Source organism: Limnothrix sp. CMB-01 (genome assembly GCF_055193175.1).
This window is the reverse complement of sequence record NZ_CM143720.1, coordinates 1,201,495-1,219,637: the sequence shown is the minus strand read 5'-3', so window position 1 is coordinate 1,219,637 and position 18,143 is coordinate 1,201,495. Positions and strand designations below refer to the sequence as shown.

At 55.1% G+C, this 18,143-nt stretch carries 15 protein-coding genes and 1 pseudogene; 11 read left to right on the top strand and 5 right to left on the bottom strand.

Annotation, left to right across the window (positions count from 1 at the left end; all coding sequences use genetic code 11):
- Positions 1-65: 65 nt before the first annotated feature.
- A complete protein-coding gene (locus ACZA91_RS05105; protein ID WP_463185026.1) occupies positions 66-1,187 on the bottom strand; it encodes a biotin--[acetyl-CoA-carboxylase] ligase in 1,122 nt (373 codons plus the stop codon).
- Positions 1,188-1,455: 268 nt separating this feature from the next.
- Here ACZA91_RS05105 and ACZA91_RS05100 point away from each other — a divergent pair.
- From ACZA91_RS05100 to pgeF, 5 genes and pseudogenes are all read left to right on the top strand, one after another.
- Positions 1,456-1,830 (top strand): annotated as a pseudogene (locus ACZA91_RS05100) (Uma2 family endonuclease); the annotation flags it as partial.
- A 47-nt stretch (positions 1,831-1,877) separates the two neighbouring features.
- Positions 1,878-2,453, top strand: coding sequence for an IS607 family transposase (locus tag ACZA91_RS05095; protein WP_190533819.1), 576 nt, complete (start codon positions 1,878-1,880; stop codon positions 2,451-2,453).
- Positions 2,356-3,534: a zinc ribbon domain-containing protein gene (locus tag ACZA91_RS05090; protein ID WP_190808235.1), complete on the top strand. Its 1,179-nt coding sequence runs from the start codon at positions 2,356-2,358 to the stop codon at positions 3,532-3,534. The genes ACZA91_RS05095 and ACZA91_RS05090 overlap by 98 nt, the downstream gene beginning before the upstream one ends.
- Positions 3,522-3,914 (top strand): Uma2 family endonuclease, encoded by a 393-nt coding sequence (locus ACZA91_RS05085; RefSeq protein ID WP_190533822.1) that lies wholly within the window; start codon positions 3,522-3,524, stop codon positions 3,912-3,914. The genes ACZA91_RS05090 and ACZA91_RS05085 overlap by 13 nt, the downstream gene beginning before the upstream one ends.
- 152 nt (positions 3,915-4,066) lie before the next feature.
- Entirely contained in the window at positions 4,067-4,855 is a 789-nt protein-coding gene (gene pgeF / locus ACZA91_RS05080) for a peptidoglycan editing factor PgeF (protein ID WP_463185022.1), read from the top strand.
- Between the two features lie 14 nt (positions 4,856-4,869).
- Here pgeF and ACZA91_RS05075 read toward each other — a convergent pair whose 3' ends face one another.
- Positions 4,870-7,521, bottom strand: a complete 2,652-nt coding sequence (locus ACZA91_RS05075; RefSeq protein WP_463185020.1) for a glycosyltransferase 61 family protein — start codon at positions 7,519-7,521, stop codon at positions 4,870-4,872.
- Positions 7,522-7,688: 167 nt separating this feature from the next.
- The gene (locus ACZA91_RS05070; RefSeq protein WP_463185019.1) at positions 7,689-8,603 is read right to left on the bottom strand and encodes a DMT family transporter; all 915 of its coding nucleotides are present in this window, start codon (positions 8,601-8,603) and stop codon (positions 7,689-7,691) included.
- A 178-nt stretch (positions 8,604-8,781) separates the two neighbouring features.
- Here ACZA91_RS05070 and ACZA91_RS05065 point away from each other — a divergent pair, with 178 nt between their 5' ends.
- Positions 8,782-9,066, top strand: coding sequence for a cupin domain-containing protein (locus ACZA91_RS05065; RefSeq protein ID WP_190533832.1), 285 nt, complete (start codon positions 8,782-8,784; stop codon positions 9,064-9,066).
- Positions 9,067-9,336: 270 nt separating this feature from the next.
- On the opposite strand, the gene ACZA91_RS05060 is transcribed toward ACZA91_RS05065, so the two are convergent.
- Positions 9,337-10,206 carry a DUF4114 domain-containing protein gene (locus tag ACZA91_RS05060; RefSeq protein WP_190354498.1) on the bottom strand — a complete coding sequence of 290 codons (870 nt, stop codon included), beginning with the start codon at positions 10,204-10,206 and terminating at the stop codon, positions 9,337-9,339.
- A 371-nt stretch (positions 10,207-10,577) separates the two neighbouring features.
- Between ACZA91_RS05060 and ACZA91_RS05055 the strand changes: the two genes are divergently transcribed.
- From ACZA91_RS05055 to ACZA91_RS05045, 3 genes are all read left to right on the top strand, one after another.
- Positions 10,578-11,027 (top strand): YlqD family protein, encoded by a 450-nt coding sequence (locus ACZA91_RS05055; protein ID WP_463185017.1) that lies wholly within the window; start codon positions 10,578-10,580, stop codon positions 11,025-11,027.
- Between the two features lie 452 nt (positions 11,028-11,479).
- The gene (locus ACZA91_RS05050; protein WP_463185015.1) at positions 11,480-12,895 is read left to right on the top strand and encodes a sensor histidine kinase; all 1,416 of its coding nucleotides are present in this window, start codon (positions 11,480-11,482) and stop codon (positions 12,893-12,895) included.
- 594 nt (positions 12,896-13,489) lie between these two features.
- Positions 13,490-16,414 carry an ATP-binding protein gene (locus tag ACZA91_RS05045; RefSeq protein ID WP_463185014.1) on the top strand — a complete coding sequence of 975 codons (2,925 nt, stop codon included), beginning with the start codon at positions 13,490-13,492 and terminating at the stop codon, positions 16,412-16,414.
- Between the two features lie 174 nt (positions 16,415-16,588).
- Here the strand turns inward: ACZA91_RS05045 and ACZA91_RS05040 are convergent, their stop codons facing one another.
- Positions 16,589-17,188, bottom strand: coding sequence for a DUF3177 family protein (locus ACZA91_RS05040; protein ID WP_463185012.1), 600 nt, complete (start codon positions 17,186-17,188; stop codon positions 16,589-16,591).
- Between the two features lie 40 nt (positions 17,189-17,228).
- On the opposite strand from ACZA91_RS05040, the gene ACZA91_RS05035 reads away from it, so the two are divergent.
- Positions 17,229-17,372 carry a hypothetical protein gene (locus tag ACZA91_RS05035; RefSeq protein WP_190354501.1) on the top strand — a complete coding sequence of 48 codons (144 nt, stop codon included), beginning with the start codon at positions 17,229-17,231 and terminating at the stop codon, positions 17,370-17,372.
- Positions 17,373-17,424: 52 nt separating this feature from the next.
- Positions 17,425-18,027 carry a cytochrome b gene (locus ACZA91_RS05030; protein ID WP_463185010.1) on the top strand — a complete coding sequence of 201 codons (603 nt, stop codon included), beginning with the start codon at positions 17,425-17,427 and terminating at the stop codon, positions 18,025-18,027.
- The last annotated feature ends 116 nt before the right edge of the window (positions 18,028-18,143 follow it).

The following is an 18,143-nucleotide window of genomic DNA, read 5'->3' as shown; positions in this document are numbered from 1 at the left end:
AGTCATGATAGCAAGGGAAAAAGCAAAAGCGCTTAACACAACCTCGCGGAAATCGAAAAGACTATTCAAGGATTCTTTAAAAAATCCGTAACCTTGCCACCATCTGGGCCGGGGGGCTCAGGCGCTTGGGGTGATCGCGCATAGCCTAACCGCACCGCGCCGGGGGGGAGATGCAGTTCCGCAGCCAGTTGATCAGAAAACTTGACCCGGAGTTCTCCGCGCGGGGTAATGCCCACGGCGATTCCGGTGCGATCGCCCACTTGCACCGATCGCCCGCAGGTTTCCAGCAGTTCCAAATAATCCGCCAAAAAACTTTCGATGCCGCCCGTTTGGAGTTGTCGATCGCCCCGGTCTAAACCCGCGATCGCCAGGGCCGCCAACTCCGCCAGCGATCGAATCGGTGGCCCACCCTCCGCAGGGAAATCAGTCGGCGGCAACAGGGGCGGGGGGGGCAGTTGACTCGCCTGATTCGCCAATGCACTGGCCCCATGTAGCGAATTAGAGCCATCAGAAATCTTGGACGAGTTCAATGAGCGATCGACCCAATGACTTGAAGGATCTAAAGGATCTAGGCGATCTACTAATTGACGATCTACTGATTGATCTGATGATTGATCCAATTGATCATGCGATCGTTCTGGAGACCCTAATTCTGGAAACTCCAATTCTGAAAACAACTCTGTGGCATTGATCCCCGTCTCGGGAACCGGATTAGCCCAATTCAACCCCAACCCCGTAACCGCGCGGGCAATCTTGCCACCCACCAATCGGGTTTCCGTCAGCAGCCCACCCCACTTGCGCCCCCGAACTACCAAATCATTGGGCCACTTCAGCGCCACCGGCACACCCCGATCTCGCAGGGTTTGCCCCAGGCCCCAAGCGGCCGCCAAGGTCAGTTGGGCCCCATCCTCCGGTAGCAACTGGGGTGCAAAATAGCGAGAGAGATATAACCCGCCCAAGGGCGACGACCATTGACGGCCCCACTGCCCCCGCCCCGCCGACTGTTGCAGCGCAATCACGATCGTCCCTGGCTGGGCCCCCGCTTGGGCCAGCTCCCAGGCCACCTGATTGGTGGAGCCAGTCTCCGCTAGCACCTGCAACCTGGGCAACCGAACACCGAGCCGCGCCGTTTCGCGCAACACGGCGGCGCTGAATTCTGCGGGGTCGATCGGGGTGGGTTTCAACACCAATGGTTTTCTAATTGCTTGCTGATTTTTGAGGTCATGCTTATGGCGATCGCCCCTTACCCTACCGCGATCGGGTCACCCAGCGGATCGCCCCCATTTCATTTCTCCAGCCCAGCCAGACAAGGGGTTTAAACCCCTTGCCCCCAGCCAGCCAGCACCAGCCATTTTTGGGATCTCTAGAATAGGGATTGAATTGACCCGCGATCGTCCGATCGCCCCGCCGATGTCGAGCTTGTCCACTGCCCAGGAGTCCACCCCTGACAGCGCGATCGCACCAGCGGCCCCCTCAGCCCAACTAACTGAGATTGTTTATCCCTCCGCCGACGGCAAGCGCATCGCCGAAACCTATCTCCATTTCAACGCGCTCATCACCGTTTTGAAGGCACTGGAATGGTACTTGCGGGGTCAGCAAGCCACCGTGTTAGCAAATCAGTTCCTCTACTACAGCCAAGGCTATCCCCGGCTGCGAGTGGCTCCCGATGTGATGTTGATTTTTAATGTGGCTCCCGGTGGCCGAGACAACTACAAAATCTGGGAAGAGGGGGAAATTCCCAGCGTTATTTTTGAAGTCACCTCCCCCGGCACTCGCCAGGAAGACCAACACCATAAACATTGGCTCTATCAACAAATGGGGGTTGATCAACAGTAATTGATTTACTAACATTCGCTAACGTATGCCAATATTTAACCATGGCATACATCCCTCTCAGAAAAGCGGTCGAATTTCTGGGATTGCATCCAAATACGCTAAGAAAGTACGCAGATGAAGGGAAGATCGAAACCATCCGAAACGAGGCGGGCCAGCGGCTTTATAACGTCGAGTCATATGGACGCAAGGCAACTCGATCTACCGTTGTTTGCTATTGCCGCGTCAGTTCTGCCAAGCAGCGGGACGATCTCGCAAGACAAGTCCAGTTCATGCGTGATCGCTACCCCGAAGCCGAAATCATCCAAGACATCGGATCAGGTCTCAACTTCAAGCGAAAAGGGTTGCAATCCCTACTGGTCAGACTCATGCGCGGCGATCAGCTCCAAATTGTGGTTGCCTGTCGAGACCGATTGTGTCGATTCGGATTCGAGTTGTTCGAGTTCATGGTTCAACAAAACGGTGGCGAACTCGTGGTTCTCGACCAATCTGTTCACTGCCCAGAATCAGAACTCACAGCCGATCTTCTCGCCATCCTTCACCTCTTCTCTCGTCGAATGCCCGGACTCAGAAGCTACCGGAAGGCGATCCAGGAAGATCCGAATCTTCCTAACCCCTGATCAAAAAGCGCTTCTGAAGCAATGGTTTGGCGTTTCCAGGTACGTCTACAACACCACAATCAAACATCTTCAGGAGCCGGGAACCAAAGCCAATTGGATGGCAGTTGCGCCCATCATCTTGGGTGCGCTACCGGAATGGGCCAAGTCCGTTCCCTATCAGATCAAAAAGATTGCGGTCAAAGATGCTTGCACGGCCGTTCGGGAAGCCAAGAAAAGCTTCAAAAAAGACGGACAAATTCGCAAGTGCCGTTTCCGCAGGCGCAAAGATCGGCAACAGACGATCTATATCCCCAAATCAGCCATCAGTGAAAACGGTGTCTATTACACCATCTTGGGAAAAGCAACCCTAAAAGAATCAATTCCTGATGGCTTCAGTGATGGTCGGTTGACACTTGCCTATGGTGAGTATTACCTGATCACCTCAACAGAAGTGCAACCCATTCAGTCCGAAAACCAAGGACGGGTGGTTGCCTTAGATCCCGGTGTCCGCACATTTATGACCTTCTTTGCTGAATCCTTCTACGGATGGATTGGCAATGACTCGAACTTGCTGATTCAAAAGCTGTGCTTCAAGCTGGATCGCCTGACTTCCAAAATTACCAAGGCTCAATCAGCCCAGAAGCGCCGCTTCAAGAAAGCCGCCGATCGCCTGCGTTCCAAGGTGCAACATCTGGTGAAAGAACTTCACCACAAAACCGCGCGGTTCCTGACTGAAAACTTTGATGTGATTTTGTTGCCCAGCTTTGAATCCTCTCAAATGGTGAGCAAATCACGTCGCAAGATCAAGTCGAAAACCGTGCGGCAAATGTTGACCCTATCGCATTACCAGTTCAAGAAACATTTAGAGTGGAAAGCTTGGGAGTTGGGCAAGATTGCCTTGACCAACATCAATGAAGCCTACACCTCTAAAACCGTTTCGTGGACAGGTGAAATCGTGAAGATTGGCGGCTCTCGGGTCATCAAGTCGAAAATCGATGGGCGATCAATGAATCGGGATCTCAATGGTGCTCGTGGGATCTTCCTACGGGCATTGGTTGATACGCCTTGGTTGAGAGACCATCTCGACTTATGTATTTGTTAGCATCCGTTAGCAAAAAAGTATCGGTACAGGAATACTGGCTGTTTGACCCCAAAAACGAGTGGATTGAGGGCCAATTACGCGGCTATCAATTAGGGCCGAGTCGCACACCGGACGGTGACCCCTGCGAGGCATACTTACCCATCACAGACAACCAAAGTGCTGTGTTGGGGTTGCGCTTAGAAGTTTGTGGGCCGCTCTTGCGATTCTTTAATGAGGCCACAGGGCAATGGCTACCGATGCCAGACGAGATCGGTGATGTGTTAGCTGAGCGCGATCGAGCTGCAGCAGAACGTGATCAAGAGCGCCAAGCCAAAGAAGCCGCCCTGGCAGAGTTAGCAGAATTACGGGAGCGCTTGCGACAACTGGAGACCGACGCATAAAGACGCATAAAAATGCATCAATTTTGTACGCATAGCGCCAATTTCGATCGCCTGAACCATCTCCCGACCCTTGAAACTTTCCAGCATTCAAGTTAGGAGAAATTGCACATTCCACCTATCATGCCAACTCAGAACCCTTGGGAGGCTCGATCGTGACTGGCTGGCATTGGCGCAACTGGCAAGGACTGCCCTATCTCACCTGCTCCCTGTTGGAGCCAATTCCCCACGGTTTTTTTACCCGGCACTTTGCCCCCCGCCCGCCGGCCGAGTTGGCCCCGGTGCTGGATGAAGCGGCCCAAACTTTCCGAGTCAAGCAGGTGCATGGCGATCGGGTGGTGGCTCCGGCGGAAATCGCAGAAATCACAGCAGGGGCCGTGCTCCAAGAGGCGACGGCCACCGCCAGCGAACAATCCACCTATCCCCAAGCCGATGGCCTGTTGAGCGATCGCCCGGGGCAGGTGATGTGGGTTTGCAGCGCCGATTGCACCCCGGCCTTGATTGCGGACTTAAAAACCGGTCAGGTGGCGGCGGTGCATTCCGGTTGGCGGGGAACGGCGGCGGCCATTGTGCCCAAGGCGATCGAGCGGATGCGCCAACAGGGCAGTCAAGTGGCGGATTTGCGGGTGGCGCTGGGCCCGGCCATTTCCGGTTCGGTTTATCAAGTGACGGAAGCGGTGGCTGAAGAGGTGGTGGCCTCGCTGGCTGTGCCCCTGAAGGAGGCCCAAGGTTGGGAACAGCCGCCCGTGTTGCCGGATCCGGAACCGGGGAAGGCGCGGTTGGATGTGCGCCAAACGATCGTCCAACAGGTGTTGAACTTAGGCCTCGATCGGGAGCAGGTTACCATTGCGCCCCACTGCACCTATTGCGAGGGCGATCGGTTTTTTTCCTATCGCCGCGACGGTACGAAGACGGTGCAATGGTCAGGAATTGTTAGCACTTGATTGATGCAAGAGGCCTAATCAATTCCGGCCAACTTCAGCAGGGCCTTCAGGCGATCGAGGTTGATCGTAATGTTCTGTTGCACGGCGGTGGCCTGTTCCGCGCCGGGCGCTAGATCCGCCGTGAGGTGATAGTGTTCCAAGCCGCCCAAGTTGCTCAGGAGCCAGTAGGTGTTTTGGCGGTGACTGGGCTGGAAAATTTCAATCACCTTCGTGCCCGGCTCTGCAAACACCAGGTTCGTTAGCCCGGCCCCATGCACCGCCACAATCACCTTGGCCGCTGCAAAGGCCGCTGCCTGATCGACCAGCGGTAGGCGGGCCGGGTCGATCGCCCGAAAGCCGAACTGTTCCAAGGTTGCAATCACCTCCCGATCGTTCAGCACTTGGCGGTAGGCGGCGCTGCGGCGGGTGATGTAGAGGCGATCGGGAAAGCGGGAAATGCGGGCCGGCTCCAAAAAGGTATCGCGCAAAAACTGATGGGCCCAGCGCGATCCCCGATAGATTCGCAACTCGGGAATCGCTGGCACTAACAGCCGATCGGCCGTTAAGTGGGGAATTCGCCCTTGAACCGGATCCACGGAACCAAACCATTCCGTATGGCAGCAGGCCACCACTTTTTCCAGGGGAATTTGCAACCGCTCAAAACTCTGGTGCTGAAAGGGCAATTCATATAGATTGACCACAAAGCGATCAATCGAGTCCCACGCAAAGCCCGATCGCCGCAACACCTCCAACCGAGGCAACAGATCAAACATCCAGTGAAAATAGGTGACCTTGCCCCAGCGCGTGGCCAAAAAAGCCACCGTTCCGGCGAAGTGTTGGGGCGGCGGCAGGTGGGGCGAACTGGCAACGATGGCGCTGTAACCCGTTGAACAGTCACGAATCACTTGATTTTGGGCATTGAACACCACGCTGCACAGGTTATCGCCCCAGGCTCGCCCCTGGGGAATCGCAACGGTGTAGGCGGCCGGCGCGTCCAAGGTATGGTCGATCGCCTGTAATTCCGGCAGGGGATCGCCCAAGCCTTGGGAATCGCGGAGGGGATGGGTTTCCGGTTCAAAGGCGGGAAGACAGTCTGTCCCCGGCAGCTCGTCCGCCACGCCCTGCCAATTGGTGGCCAGGAGGCTGGTGGCTTCCGCCAGACCATCAGGCAGTTGGCAAAACAGGCTCGGGGAAGTGGGCGATGGATCGGCCGGTGGCAATCCGGCGGCCGCCAGTACGGCTTGAATGCCGTCGTAGGCGGGCCAAAATTCCGGCTGATAGCGTAGGGCGGCCATGAAATGGTCGATCGCCCGTTGCCATTGCCCCTGTGACTGGGCCCGACGCGCCAGGGCCGCTTGGCGCTCCGCTTGGAACCAAACGCTATCGGGGGCGAGCAGACTGGCTTGATCCCAAAACCAGCAGGCCAGCCGCCACCAACCCAATTGTTGCAACAGGGTTCCCCCTTGTCGAAAGGGAATATCCAAACGTCGGCCGGCGAGCAGAATGGCTCGACCGTAGGCGGCCAGCGCGGCGATCGGGTGGTTGGCCGCTTCCAGGGTTTGGCCATAGTTGTCATACACCCGGGGATCGGTGGGGTTATCTTGCATGGCTCGCCGCCACAGGGCCAAACGATCGGGCAATGATGACCGGGGCTGGGATTCGGCATAGGCATAGTAGACCCCGCCCTGATTGGCTCCGGCGCTTAAGGCCCGTTGCCAAGCCAGGCTGGCCAGGTGGTCTTGTCCCGATCGCGCGCAGAGATCCGCCAAGGCGCACCAATCACTGGGTGGGGCCTGCGGATCCAAAGTCAAGGCCCGATCGAGGGCGGCCATGGCCGCTGGCCAATCCCCCGCCTGACTGGCCAGTTGCGACCAGCGGCGATAATCGGCGGCCGTTTCAGGAAAGTCCAAGTCCGGCGCACTCTGCAACATTTGCCAAGCCCGTTGCCATTCTGGGCGATCGGCACATTCACTGACCTGGGGAAACCAACTCCAGGGATCCTTGGCTCCCACTTGCCAGGCCCGCCGCAAACAGCGGTTACCCGTGGGGCGATCGCCCCGTTCCCGGTGGGCTTGGGCCAACCGATGCCAAGTCACGGCCCGATCGCCCCCCAGGGCCAGGGCCGTTTCTCCGGCCTTGATCGCCCCGTCAAAGTCGCGATCGCTCAGGAGCACAAAGCAGAGTGCCTCGTGCCAATCGGGTCGATCGCTCGGTTCCCAGGCGATCGCCGTCCACCAAGCGCCCTTGGCCCGCGTCCAATCCTGACGACTGGCCCAAAAGCGGGCCGCCCGCTCCTCTAAATAGGTGGACTGATACTGATTTTGTTTGGCCTCGTCGTAGGCGCGCATGGCTTCCGACCACTCGCCCATCGCCCAATACAAGTCCCCCAAAGCGGCCCAGGCTCGCCCGGCCACCCGGGGCCGCACGGCCACCAACCGTTGCACCGGTCGCCAGGCCGCCCGCCGATAGCCCGCTTGACCGTAAGTGTCCAACAGTTGCCGCACCAATTTGAAGGAGCCAGGCCGCTGGATCACCGCCGTTTCCAGCGCGGCCAAAACCGCTTCCGGTTCGCCCGCTGCGGCCCAAGCCTGGGCCCAACGCCACCAGCGCCCCACAGGGATTCGCTCTTGGGCCCAGCGCGATCGGGCAAAGGTGCAAAATGCGGCCACAGACCAAAACTTCAGCACGATGAATCCTCAAATCCTTGCGGACAGTGCCTCTACCCCCAGGCGATCGCCCCCGTTGGCTTCCCTTTGGGCAACCCCTGAACTATCCCTTTCATCACTCACTCCATGGCCTTGGTGATCGGTACAGTTCGGCAGAGTTCAGCGCAGTTCGGCCCAATGGCTTGGGGTCACCCCTGAGCCGATCGCCCCCCCAACACCACCAGCACCACCCCCAGCAACACAATCACGCCCCCCAGCAACACGCCAATTCCCGGTTGTTCCCCAAACACCACCCAGCCCAAACTACTGGCCCCCACCGGCTCAAACAAAATAGCCAGGGTGACCCATAGGGGCGGCATTTGGGTCACCAGCCAATTAAAACTGGTGTGGCCAATCAGTTGCGGAACCAACGCCGACAGGGCGATCGCCAGCACCGTCGTGGGGGTGATGGTTTGCCAACCGCCGCCCCACAGGGCCACCAATGGACTCAGCAACAGGGCCGCGCTGCCATAGGCCAAAGCCGCGTAGGAACCAATGGTCAGTCCCCGTTGTTGGGCAACTCGCCCAAGGAGCAGATAGCCCGCTGCGGCCCAGGCTCCTGCCAAGGCTAACCCATTCCCCAACAGAGGATCGCTGCCGATTGTCCCGGCATCTTGGCTGAGGGCAATCACGGCGCTGCCCGCCAAGGCGATCGCCAGGCCAGCCCAAGCAATCCAACCCGCAAATTTCTGCGTGATAACACTGGTAGCTATGGCCACCCAAACCGGCGTGGTGGTCACCAACACGGTGGAGGCGGCGATCGAGGTATAACCCAAAGAACTGAGCCAACAGACGAAGTGCAGCGCTAAGCAAGCCCCCGCCCCCACGGCCCAAGGCCAGGCTGATCGGGGCGATCGCCCGGTTTGGGGCCAAGCCGGAGCCACCGCCAGCGCCGCCAACGTCACCCGTCCCGCCGCCAACCACAGGCCAAATCCCCAGTCCGATCGCCCCGCCGACTGCATCGCCCAGCGAGCAAAAATCGCCCCCGTTGAAATGGCCGCCATTCCCGCCAACAGCACTCCCCACCGGAGCGATCGGGCCCGGTGTCCAGCATCGGAATTCACAGCGGCGTGAGTTGGGGGTTTCAAGTGCCGACCTTTTGAATGCTGATTGTTTGAGTTTGCTCTTTGGGATGCGGATCTTTAGGGATGCCGATCTTTACAAATCCCGACCCTTGGCCAAGTTCAATCCATCCCGTCCTACAATCGCCATCAATTCTCTAGTGTTTTTCCATGTTTTGCCATGAGCACAACCACTACTATTCAGCTTGAATCGCACCCCACTCCCGATCGACTCGCGGCCTTGGACGTGTACAACTGGCCCATTTGGACAAAACCAGTTTCAGAATTTCCATGGACCTATGATGAAGCGGAAACTTGCTACATCCTTGAAGGTGAAGTGACCGTCACCCCCGAGGGTGGTGAACCCGTCACCATTCGCAAAGGCGATTTGGTCACCTTCTCTGCCGGTTTGGCTTGCACATGGAACATCACCCAAGCCATTCGCAAGCACTACAAATTTGGCTAGGAAATTTGGCTGGAAAATTTGGCTGGGAAATTTGGCTGGGAAATTTGGCTTAAGATTGGCCCAGACCAGAATCTGATTCAACGCCTCTGATCAGAAGCACCTGATCAATAACATTAGAAAAACCCCGGATTCCCATCATTGAGAATCCCGGGGTCTTTTGATCAACTTCGACTCAGTTCAATTTCTGCAAAATCCTGACTGTTCAGACTTCAGAACCCGGAGAGTTCAGCAACCCTAGCCCAACTCCTGCTATCCGCAGATGTCGAAGCCCTAGGATGCGGTATCAGACTTGCGCGAGCGACGCTTCGCCGACCCAGCCAGACCCAGACCCACCAGGCCCAGACCCATCATGATCGTCGGTTCCGGCGTGGCTACCCCTGCAATTTCACGGTTGTTCTTGCGGCCGAAGTCGATCACGAACACCGTGTCGTTGAAGTCTTGGTCACCACCGCCCCACAGATCTTCAAAAGCCAGCACCAGCAAATCTTCGTAGAAGTAGGACATGGCATGTTGCTTGCCATCGGGATTGTCCTTCGCATTGGCCCGGAACTGACCCGGAACCGTCTTGCCAGTGCGCACATCCTTGCCGGAAATGCCGCCGTTAATCCAGTTGGAAACCAGGCTGAAATCAAAGATCGTGCCAGCCTTGAACTTGCCCAGGTTCACCCAATCGCCCACATTCAGGGGGCTGTCTTGAACCGATCGCCCTGCGACAGCAGCGTTCGGATTTTGGCAAAAGCCGCTGAAGTTCACCAAGGTCTTGCTTTGGCTGGGGCTGCAAGAGGTGTCCCCAAAAATCTTCGTCTGCGCCGTAACCGTTGTTCCGGTGGTGGCAAAGTCCAGACGGTTGCGATAGCCGCCAGCCGTTTCACCGAGGAAGTAAACCTTCACATCGTGGTCATGCTTCAGTTGCAGCAGCGATTCATCCAAGGTGCGGAAGTTAATTTCGTTGGGGTCTAACTTCCGAGCTTCCTTGCCGACGAAGGGAGCCATGGAAGGCAACACTTCTTGGAAGTAATCCGGCGCTGTGCTACGGGGATTGATGTCAAATGCCTGGGCCGATCCGGCTGCAACACTCAGGGTTGCTACGGAGGCGGTGACGGTTGCTTTGAGCAGGAAGGAAGGAATGTGGTTACGCATGAGTAGAGAAGACTTCAGAGAGTGGAACGGTTGCGAAGTTAGAGAGCGGTTTCGCCTGAATCGTTGCAAGTATAAAAAATTACTTTGGCTTGCAATTGAAGCTTTGATCTGATGGCTAGAAACCGGAGACACACCCAAAAGGTTTAATACTTTCTCCCCTGATCGTAGGGGCAGTTCCTGAGTTTTTTGATGAATTTTTGGTCAAGCCAATGGCCGATTAACGGGCCAATATGAAGTGAAGGGGGCAAAGGGTTGATTGCCATGGCTCACAGTCCCGCGATACGATCGCGCCCGGGCCATGGTCTCTGGCCGATGCAAAAACACTGAGACCAATGATCAACACCCAGGACACCTCAAGCGTGCAAACTCCCATGGATACGACTTCAGCGGGCCTGTGGCTCAAGCGCCCTGTGATTGTGAAGGCCGTTGTTACGCCGCGCTGGAAGGAAGACGCGCAGGTTGAATTGCAGCGGCAAATTGACCAGCTCGATCGCCAGTTACAGCAACTGGAAACCCAAGGTCAGCGGGCGATCGCGGAAATTCAGCGCCAGAGCATTCAACCGCCCGGCCCGGAAGTGACTCGCCAAATTGAAAATATTCAGGCCCAGGTGAACGAACAGAAATCCCAAATGCTGGGGCAAAAAAACCAAGTTTTGCAACAGCTCAATCGGGTTCACTCCTTGGAGCTGGACAAGGAAGTGATTCAAACGCAAATGGAAAGCCTGTTTCAGGTGCAACAGGGTGATAATTTGATTGACAAGATGCAGGTTGAAATTCTGCTACGGGATGGCATTGTTGAAGAAATTCGTGGTGAACTGTAACTAGGTTGCGTTTTTTGGGGGTGTGAAGTTTACACCCCACGATTTGTTCATTATTTATGAGATGAAGTCAATCTAAATTCTTAAAGTCAAACCGATCAATTCAATCAACCAATTCAATCAACTACAGCCTTTACCTCAATTACTAAGCACAGTTGGCTGTAGGGTGGGCATTGCCCACCTAATAATGGCTTCATAGTATCTGTGGTATAACGTACCGATCGTTCTAGGTAAAGGTTGTAATTCAAAAATAAATTGAATCAATCAGTTTAGTCAAAAAATTGAGTCAATTAATTTAATTAAGAAACTAATCAAGAAGTTTATCAAGAAGTTAATCAAAAATTACCCAGAAAATTAACTAACTAGCCAGCTCAAGTCAATTCAGAGGCTAAATCAAGCCGATCGAATGAATTACGATTGGGGAGAATGCAACTACTCATTATTCGAGGACGATCGTGTTTCAGACAACGCGGCGACGGCTGGCCCTTTGGTACGCGACCGTAACAGCAGTGTTGGTGCTGGTGGCGGCGATCGCCTTTTATGGTTACGCGAGGGCCACGCTGGTCGATCGGGTAGATGACACGATCGAACATGCGATCGAACTGGTGGCTCGATCGTTAGTGATTGAATCGGTGCAGGTGCGCGACCTGGCCGCCATCGATCCACAGCAGATGATTACTCGGGCCCGGGTGAACCTGGAAGCTAGCTTTCGGGACAACACGGGCACGGTTTGGAATGATGTGGAAGATGATCGAATTGATTTGGAGTGGTTTAGCCCCACGGGCCAGCAGCTTTGGACCAGCTTCGCGGAACCCTTGACCATTCCCCTGCATCCCACTCGCAAAAGTGAAACGGTGAAAGTGTTGCGCGACGGGCCCGAGAAGCCAACCGAGGGGCGGGGGCCGGTGGAACCGCCGTTGGTGTTGCGGCAACGCACTCAAGCCATTGCGCTGGGTGGGCAACCCTTGGGCTATTTGCGAGTCAGTCACCCTTGGTTTGAGGTGACCAAGCCGGCCCAGCAGTTGGCGATCGACCTGAGCTTGGGGGTGGTGGCGTTGATTGGGGCCGTGGGGGCGATCGGGTGGTGGTTGTCGGGGTTGGCCATGGAACCGGTGCGCGAGTCTTACCAACGCTTGCGGCAATTCACGGCCGATGCGTCCCATGAACTGCGCAACCCGATCGCCACCATTCAAACCAATGTGCAGGTGGCGTTGGCGGAAACCAACCCCCAAATGGAGCGATCGCAGTTGGAAGCGATCGAACGGTTAACTCGCCGTCTGGGGAAATTGGTGGACGATCTGTTGTTTTTGGCCCGCCAAGATAGCGGCATTGTGCAACCCCAGTGGGGAATGGTGGATCTGTCGGAATTGCTGCTGGAGGCGATCGAGGAGCAAATAGCCCTGGCCACCCGCCAAGCATTGGAATTGATTCCCGAACTCAGCGAAATTCCCGATCAGCGGGCCTGGATGGTGCGGGGCGACCGGGATCAGTTGGCGCGGCTGCTCACCAACCTGATTGGCAACGCGATTCAATACACGCCGTCGGGTGGGCGGGTTTGGGTTCGGCTCGATCGGGACCTGCGCAAACCCACCTTAAAGCTCGAAGTCCAAGACACCGGCATTGGCATTGCACCGGAAGCCTTGCCCCATCTGTTCGATCGGTTCTACCGTGCCGATGTGGCCCGATCGCGCCATCGCACCGGTCAATCTGCCGGGTCGGGTTTGGGGCTGGCCATTGTCCAGGCGATCGTGCAAGTTCACCAGGGGCAAATCCGCCTCGATAGTCAGCTCGATCGGGGAACAACCGTCACCATCACCCTGCCCAGCTTGGTTGAACCCCCGCTGGAGGTCGGTAGCTATCAGAACAGTTAGGCAATTACGCACTATAGGGACGCGCCATTGGCACATTTGGCCTATCCCTAACTGACCTGAATTCGCAATTTTAATGAAGAGAAATTTATAAATCTTCAGCAAACTGTCTCAGGGAATACTAAAACCAAGGGACAACTCAGTTGAGCATGTTTAATCGCTGTGAATATGGCCAACTTTGAGACAATCGAGCAACACTTTAGAAGCAGCCGAAGAACGATTGATATCATTGATATGATTAATAAATAATCAATAATTCTGCTGCCAAGAATCAGCCCGATCGTCAGTCCTTAGAGCGCGGTAGGGTAGAACCATGGGCTAGTTATGATGCAGCAGTCTCTTCGACCATTCATTCGATCGTTCACTCGGGCGTTGATGCCGAACGTTGAGACCGAACGCTGATGTGATCGCCCATCTAATTTGGTGTAACCCGGCTTTAACCATAAATCCATGAAATTCATGGTTATTCATAATTGCTGCCCATTGCCGCGATCGCCCGTTTTCGGCAACCAACGCAATCGATTGGTTTCCCGCTCAAGGAAATTCAAATCGTCTCCGTATATGAATTACTCCATTCTGTCATCTTTTTGACCTGCTATGACGACCCCGTATATGCCCCGCAAAAAGGTTGTGCAGAAGCGTCGAGAGTATAACGCTTGGGTCGCCACCGAGACGATCGAGGACTATTCCCTTCGCTATGCACCCCAGTCTTTTCGGAAGTGGTCGGAGTTTTTAGTTGCCAATACGGCCTTAGGAGGAATTTCCTTCCTGGCCCTGGAAGCGATCGGTGGATCTTTAGTGATTAGCTATGGATTCAGCAATTCTTTTTGGGCAATTTTGGTGGTAGGGCTGCTGATTGGCCTAGCTGGAATTCCCATTTCCTATTACGCCGCCAAATACAATGTCGATATTGATTTGCTCACCAGGGGCGCAGGCTTTGGTTACATTGGCTCAACCATTACCTCGCTGATTTACGCCTCTTTCACTTTCATTTTCTTTGCGCTGGAAGCGGCAATCCTGGCCCAAGCCTTAGAGCTTTATTGGCATCTTCCCCTGTGGTTGGGCTATATCCTTTGCTCTTTGGTGGTGCTGCCGATTGTGTTTTATGGCATCACAGCGATCGAGCGGTTGCAGTTTTGGACGCAACCGATTTGGCTGATTTTGATGGGGTTGCCTTTTGTGTTTGTGGGCCTCAAGGAGCCGGCCGCCCTCGATCGCTGGCTGCACTTTGCCGGAAACTCCCCCAGCGGAGCCGCCTTTGATCCCTTGCTGTTTGGCGCGGCGGCCACCGTTTCTTTTTCGCTCATTGCCCAGTTGGGCGAACAGGTAGACTATCTCCGTTTTTTGCCGGAATGTGGCCCCAACAATCGAATTCGCTGGTGGTTAGCGGTGTTGGCGGCGGGGCCCGGTTGGATTGTGCTGGGAGCAGCCAAGCAGTTGGGCGGGGCCTTTTTGGCCACTTTGGCGATCGAGCATGGGGCTTCCTTTGCTAAGGCCAAGGAGCCAATTCAAATGTATCTGGCCGGATTCGCCACCGTTTTTGACGATCCCCAAGTGGTGCTGACGGTGGGGGTGTTTTTCGTGATCATCTCCCAAATCAAAATCAACGTCACGAACGCCTATGCGGGATCCCTGGCTTGGTCAAATTTCTTTTCGCGGCTCACCCACTCCCACCCCGGGCGAGTGGTGTGGTTGGTGTTCAATGTGTCGATCGCCCTGCTGTTGATGGAGTTGGGGGTTTTTGAAACCCTAGAGGCCGTGTTGGGCCTCTATTCCAACGTGGCGATCGCTTGGATTGGGGCGATCGTGGCGGATTTGGTGATTAACAAACCGCTCAAGCTCAGTCCGTCCTACATTGAGTTCAAACGCGCCTATCTTTACAACTTCAACCCCGTGGGATTTGGCTCGATGGTGGTGGCTTCGGTCATTGCCATGGTGGCTTTTGTGGGGCTTTTTGGGGAAACACTGCGGGCCTATGCGCCGTTTTTGGCCCTGGGGATTGCTTTCGGTCTGTCGCCGTTGATCGCCTGGGCAACCCAAGGCCGCTACTACATCGCGCGTCCCAATGAAGTGCGCTTGAATTTTCCGGCCGCCACCCTGGTCAGTTGCTGCGTTTGTGACAACGAGTATGAGCCATCGGATTTGGCCTTTTGTCCCGTTTACGATGGCCACATCTGCTCCCTCTGTTGCAGTCTGGATGCCCATTGTCACGATTCCTGCAAGCCCTCCGTGGGTGAGCAGGTGCGCTTGGCCGCAATTGTGGCCCAGGCCATTTTTGGCGATCGCCTGTTTTTGCGGTTGGGCAAGCGGATGGTGCGTTTTTTGGGGCTGTTTGCGGCCATGGCGGCCCTGCTGGGGGCAATTTTTGCGCTGGTTTACACCCTCGGGCCGATCGCAGAGTTGCCCCTCGCGCAACCCGATGCTGAATCAATGCCGCTGCTAGAAACCTTTGGGGTTTTGTATGCGATGTTGCTGGTTTTGTCGGGGATCGCGGTCTGGTGGTGGGTGCTGACCGATGAGAGTCGCGAACTGGCTGAGGAAGAGTTAGACAACCAAAACCTGCAACTTCAGCAGGAAGTGCGCGATCGCGAGGCCGCCGAAGCCGCCCTGCAAGACTTGGCCAAGGATTTGGAGCAGCGGGTGAAACAACGCACCGCCCAACTATCGGAAGCCCTGACGGTGCTGAAAAAAGCCCAAACACAACTGGTTCAAACGGAAAAAATGTCCAGTTTGGGGCAAATGGTGGCGGGGGTGGCCCACGAAATTAATAATCCGGTGAATTTCATTCACGGCAACCTCGAACATGCCTGCAACTATGTGCAAGATGTGTTGGCGTTGTTGGTTGCCTATCAATTGGCCTTTCCCAAGGCCACGCCGGAAATTTTGGAGCTGGCGGACGAAATTGATGTGACGTTTGTGCAGGAAGATTTGCCCAAACTGTTGAAATCAATGCGGGTGGGAACCGATCGCATTCGAGAAATTGTTCTGTCCTTGCGCACCTTTTCGCGGCTGGACGAAGCGGAGGTGAAAAGCGTAGACATTCACGCGGGTTTGGATAGCACGCTGATGATTTTGAGCAACCGACTGAAGGCTACGGATCAACGCCCAGCGATTCAGATTCAAAAACACTACGGCGAGCTATCCCCCATTGAGTGTTACGCGGGGCAAATGAACCAGGTGTTTATGAATTTGCTGACTAATGCGATCGACGCGATCGATGAGGATAAACGGGGCGATCGGGAACCGCCGCAAATTGCCATCACCACCACCTTGGCCGATCCCGAAACGGTGCAGATTGTGATTACGGACAATGGGCCCGGAATTGCCCCTGAGGTGCAACGAAATTTGTTTGATGCTTTTTTCACCACCAAAGATGTGGGCAAGGGAACCGGTTTGGGTCTGTCCATTGCCCAACAGATTGTGGTGGAAAGGCATGGCGGCCGGTTAACTTGTCGATCGGAGTTGAATCATTCAACTAGCTTTTTGATTGAAATTCCCATGCGGCAATTTGTGGAAGATTAGGCGATCGCCTCACAGATCCCAATCTCAATCTCAATCTCAATCTCAATCTCAATCTCAATCTCAATCCAAGTCCCGATCACCCTCGGCCAGAACGGTCGGCCCCTTGCCCTCAAGATTTGGCAACGGAAACATCAAGATCCTAGGGTTTCAATTACAGGGCTTCAATCACCAACCCTAAATCCCCGTTGCCGATCGCCCCTGTTTGCCCAGCCGGAACACCACAAAATAGGCCAAATAAATGACATAAATCGCCAAGCCTAGAACCCCCAACACGCCCAGAAAACTGGGATTGGTGTTGTTGTGGAAATATTCTCGATAGAGCCAGGTGGGTTCCAACCAAACACGACAAGCTGCATCCTTCACCAGCACTTCGCTGGGTTTCAGGGCACAGGGCAAGGTCAACACCTGCGCCACCGTCCCGATCGCGCAGTAAATGGTCATGGCCCAGCGCCAAGCCTTAAACACAAACTTCAGCCGCCCTTGGGGTTGGTCGTCAATTTCTTCATTTAAATCGACCCAGAACCACAGCCCAAGCGGAATCAACACCCGCGCCCCCAGCGCCGCCACAAAGCTCACGGGCAAAGAGCCAATCATCAAATACACCGTGATGGCCAGCAGGCTCGAAACCCGCCAATAGATCACCATCAGCTTTTGCAGCGCGTCGGCCTTGGCCACAAGCGCCCACAGCAACAGCCCTAGCGGTATCAAAACGGTAAACAAAACCGCCACGCGGTAGTCCGTCCAAACCAAGGATTCCAACCAGTTTTCAGCCATAGGAAGGGGCGATCGAGCCGACAGATTTTGAAGTTTTGGTGTGCATTGTGTCGCACACTTTGGCGCACTCTATGCTACCGCGCTGTTTCCCCTTATGGGCCGCGCCGTGGATGGCGATCGCTCCGACGATGCCCAACCGGTTTGGCTGAATCCCCCCAAGTGGCTGCGAGTACCCACAATTTAATATGTACTCGTTATGATTATGGCTAATTAATGATGACCAACTCCCAAACGTCATGGCTGATTCTGCCCAGGTTGCTCCACCCAAACGCCGCCTCAACAATGCCTTCCAAAATTTGATGTCCTTGCATTGGTGGATGGCGCTGGCCTATCTCATTTTGTTTGTGGGAGGAACCTTCATGGCGCAACTGCCGCGCGAGGTTTCCTTTCGCCCCGGTTTCTATGATTTCCACAAGTCGATCGGGATTTTAACCATTGGTTTGTTGTTGGGACGGGTGCTGTTGTTGTTCCGAGTTTGGTGGCGAAAATATTCCCGTCGGCTGCCCAAACTGTCCACCCATTGGTGGCGCGTATTTCTGCTGCACAGCAGCCTCTATGGCTTCATGATTGTGGTTCCGGTCACGGGTATTTTTCTGTCTAATTCCGTGAGGCCTAATAATGTCAAGTTTTTTGGCATTGTTGTGCCGGAGCTGTTTCCCCAAAATGCTGAGATGGTGGATTTGGGGCGTGGCTTACACTTTTGGTTTTCCTATAGCTTTTTGGTGTTTGTGATTGCCCACGCGATCGATCAATGGAAAGTTGTTCGTGCCCTGTGGCGGCGTTGGACAGGTTTTTGGAAGAAGTCATCATCCAACAATTCCAAAACGGCTCTCAAGTAATCTCAAGTCATTTCAAGCAATCGCCAGTCATCTTCAGTGACCTCTAATCATTTGAGGAAAGCCGATCGCCTCCGGTGAGAAAGCCCCGAAAGATGGATGCCGCTCCGCCTTCCGGG

Coding starts and splice junctions, on each gene's coding strand:
- ACZA91_RS05085 (WP_190533822.1), top strand. CDS start 3,522: ATGTATTTGTTAGCATCCGTTAGCAAAAAAGTATCGGTACAGGAATAC.
- ACZA91_RS05055 (WP_463185017.1), top strand. CDS start 10,578: ATGGATACGACTTCAGCGGGCCTGTGGCTCAAGCGCCCTGTGATTGTG.
- ACZA91_RS05060 (WP_190354498.1), bottom strand. CDS start 10,206: ATGCGTAACCACATTCCTTCCTTCCTGCTCAAAGCAACCGTCACCGCC.
- ACZA91_RS05095 (WP_190533819.1), top strand. CDS start 1,878: ATGGCATACATCCCTCTCAGAAAAGCGGTCGAATTTCTGGGATTGCAT.
- ACZA91_RS05040 (WP_463185012.1), bottom strand. CDS start 17,188: ATGGCTGAAAACTGGTTGGAATCCTTGGTTTGGACGGACTACCGCGTG.
- ACZA91_RS05045 (WP_463185014.1), top strand. CDS start 13,490: ATGACGACCCCGTATATGCCCCGCAAAAAGGTTGTGCAGAAGCGTCGA.
- ACZA91_RS05030 (WP_463185010.1), top strand. CDS start 17,425: ATGGCTGATTCTGCCCAGGTTGCTCCACCCAAACGCCGCCTCAACAAT.
- ACZA91_RS05065 (WP_190533832.1), top strand. CDS start 8,782: ATGAGCACAACCACTACTATTCAGCTTGAATCGCACCCCACTCCCGAT.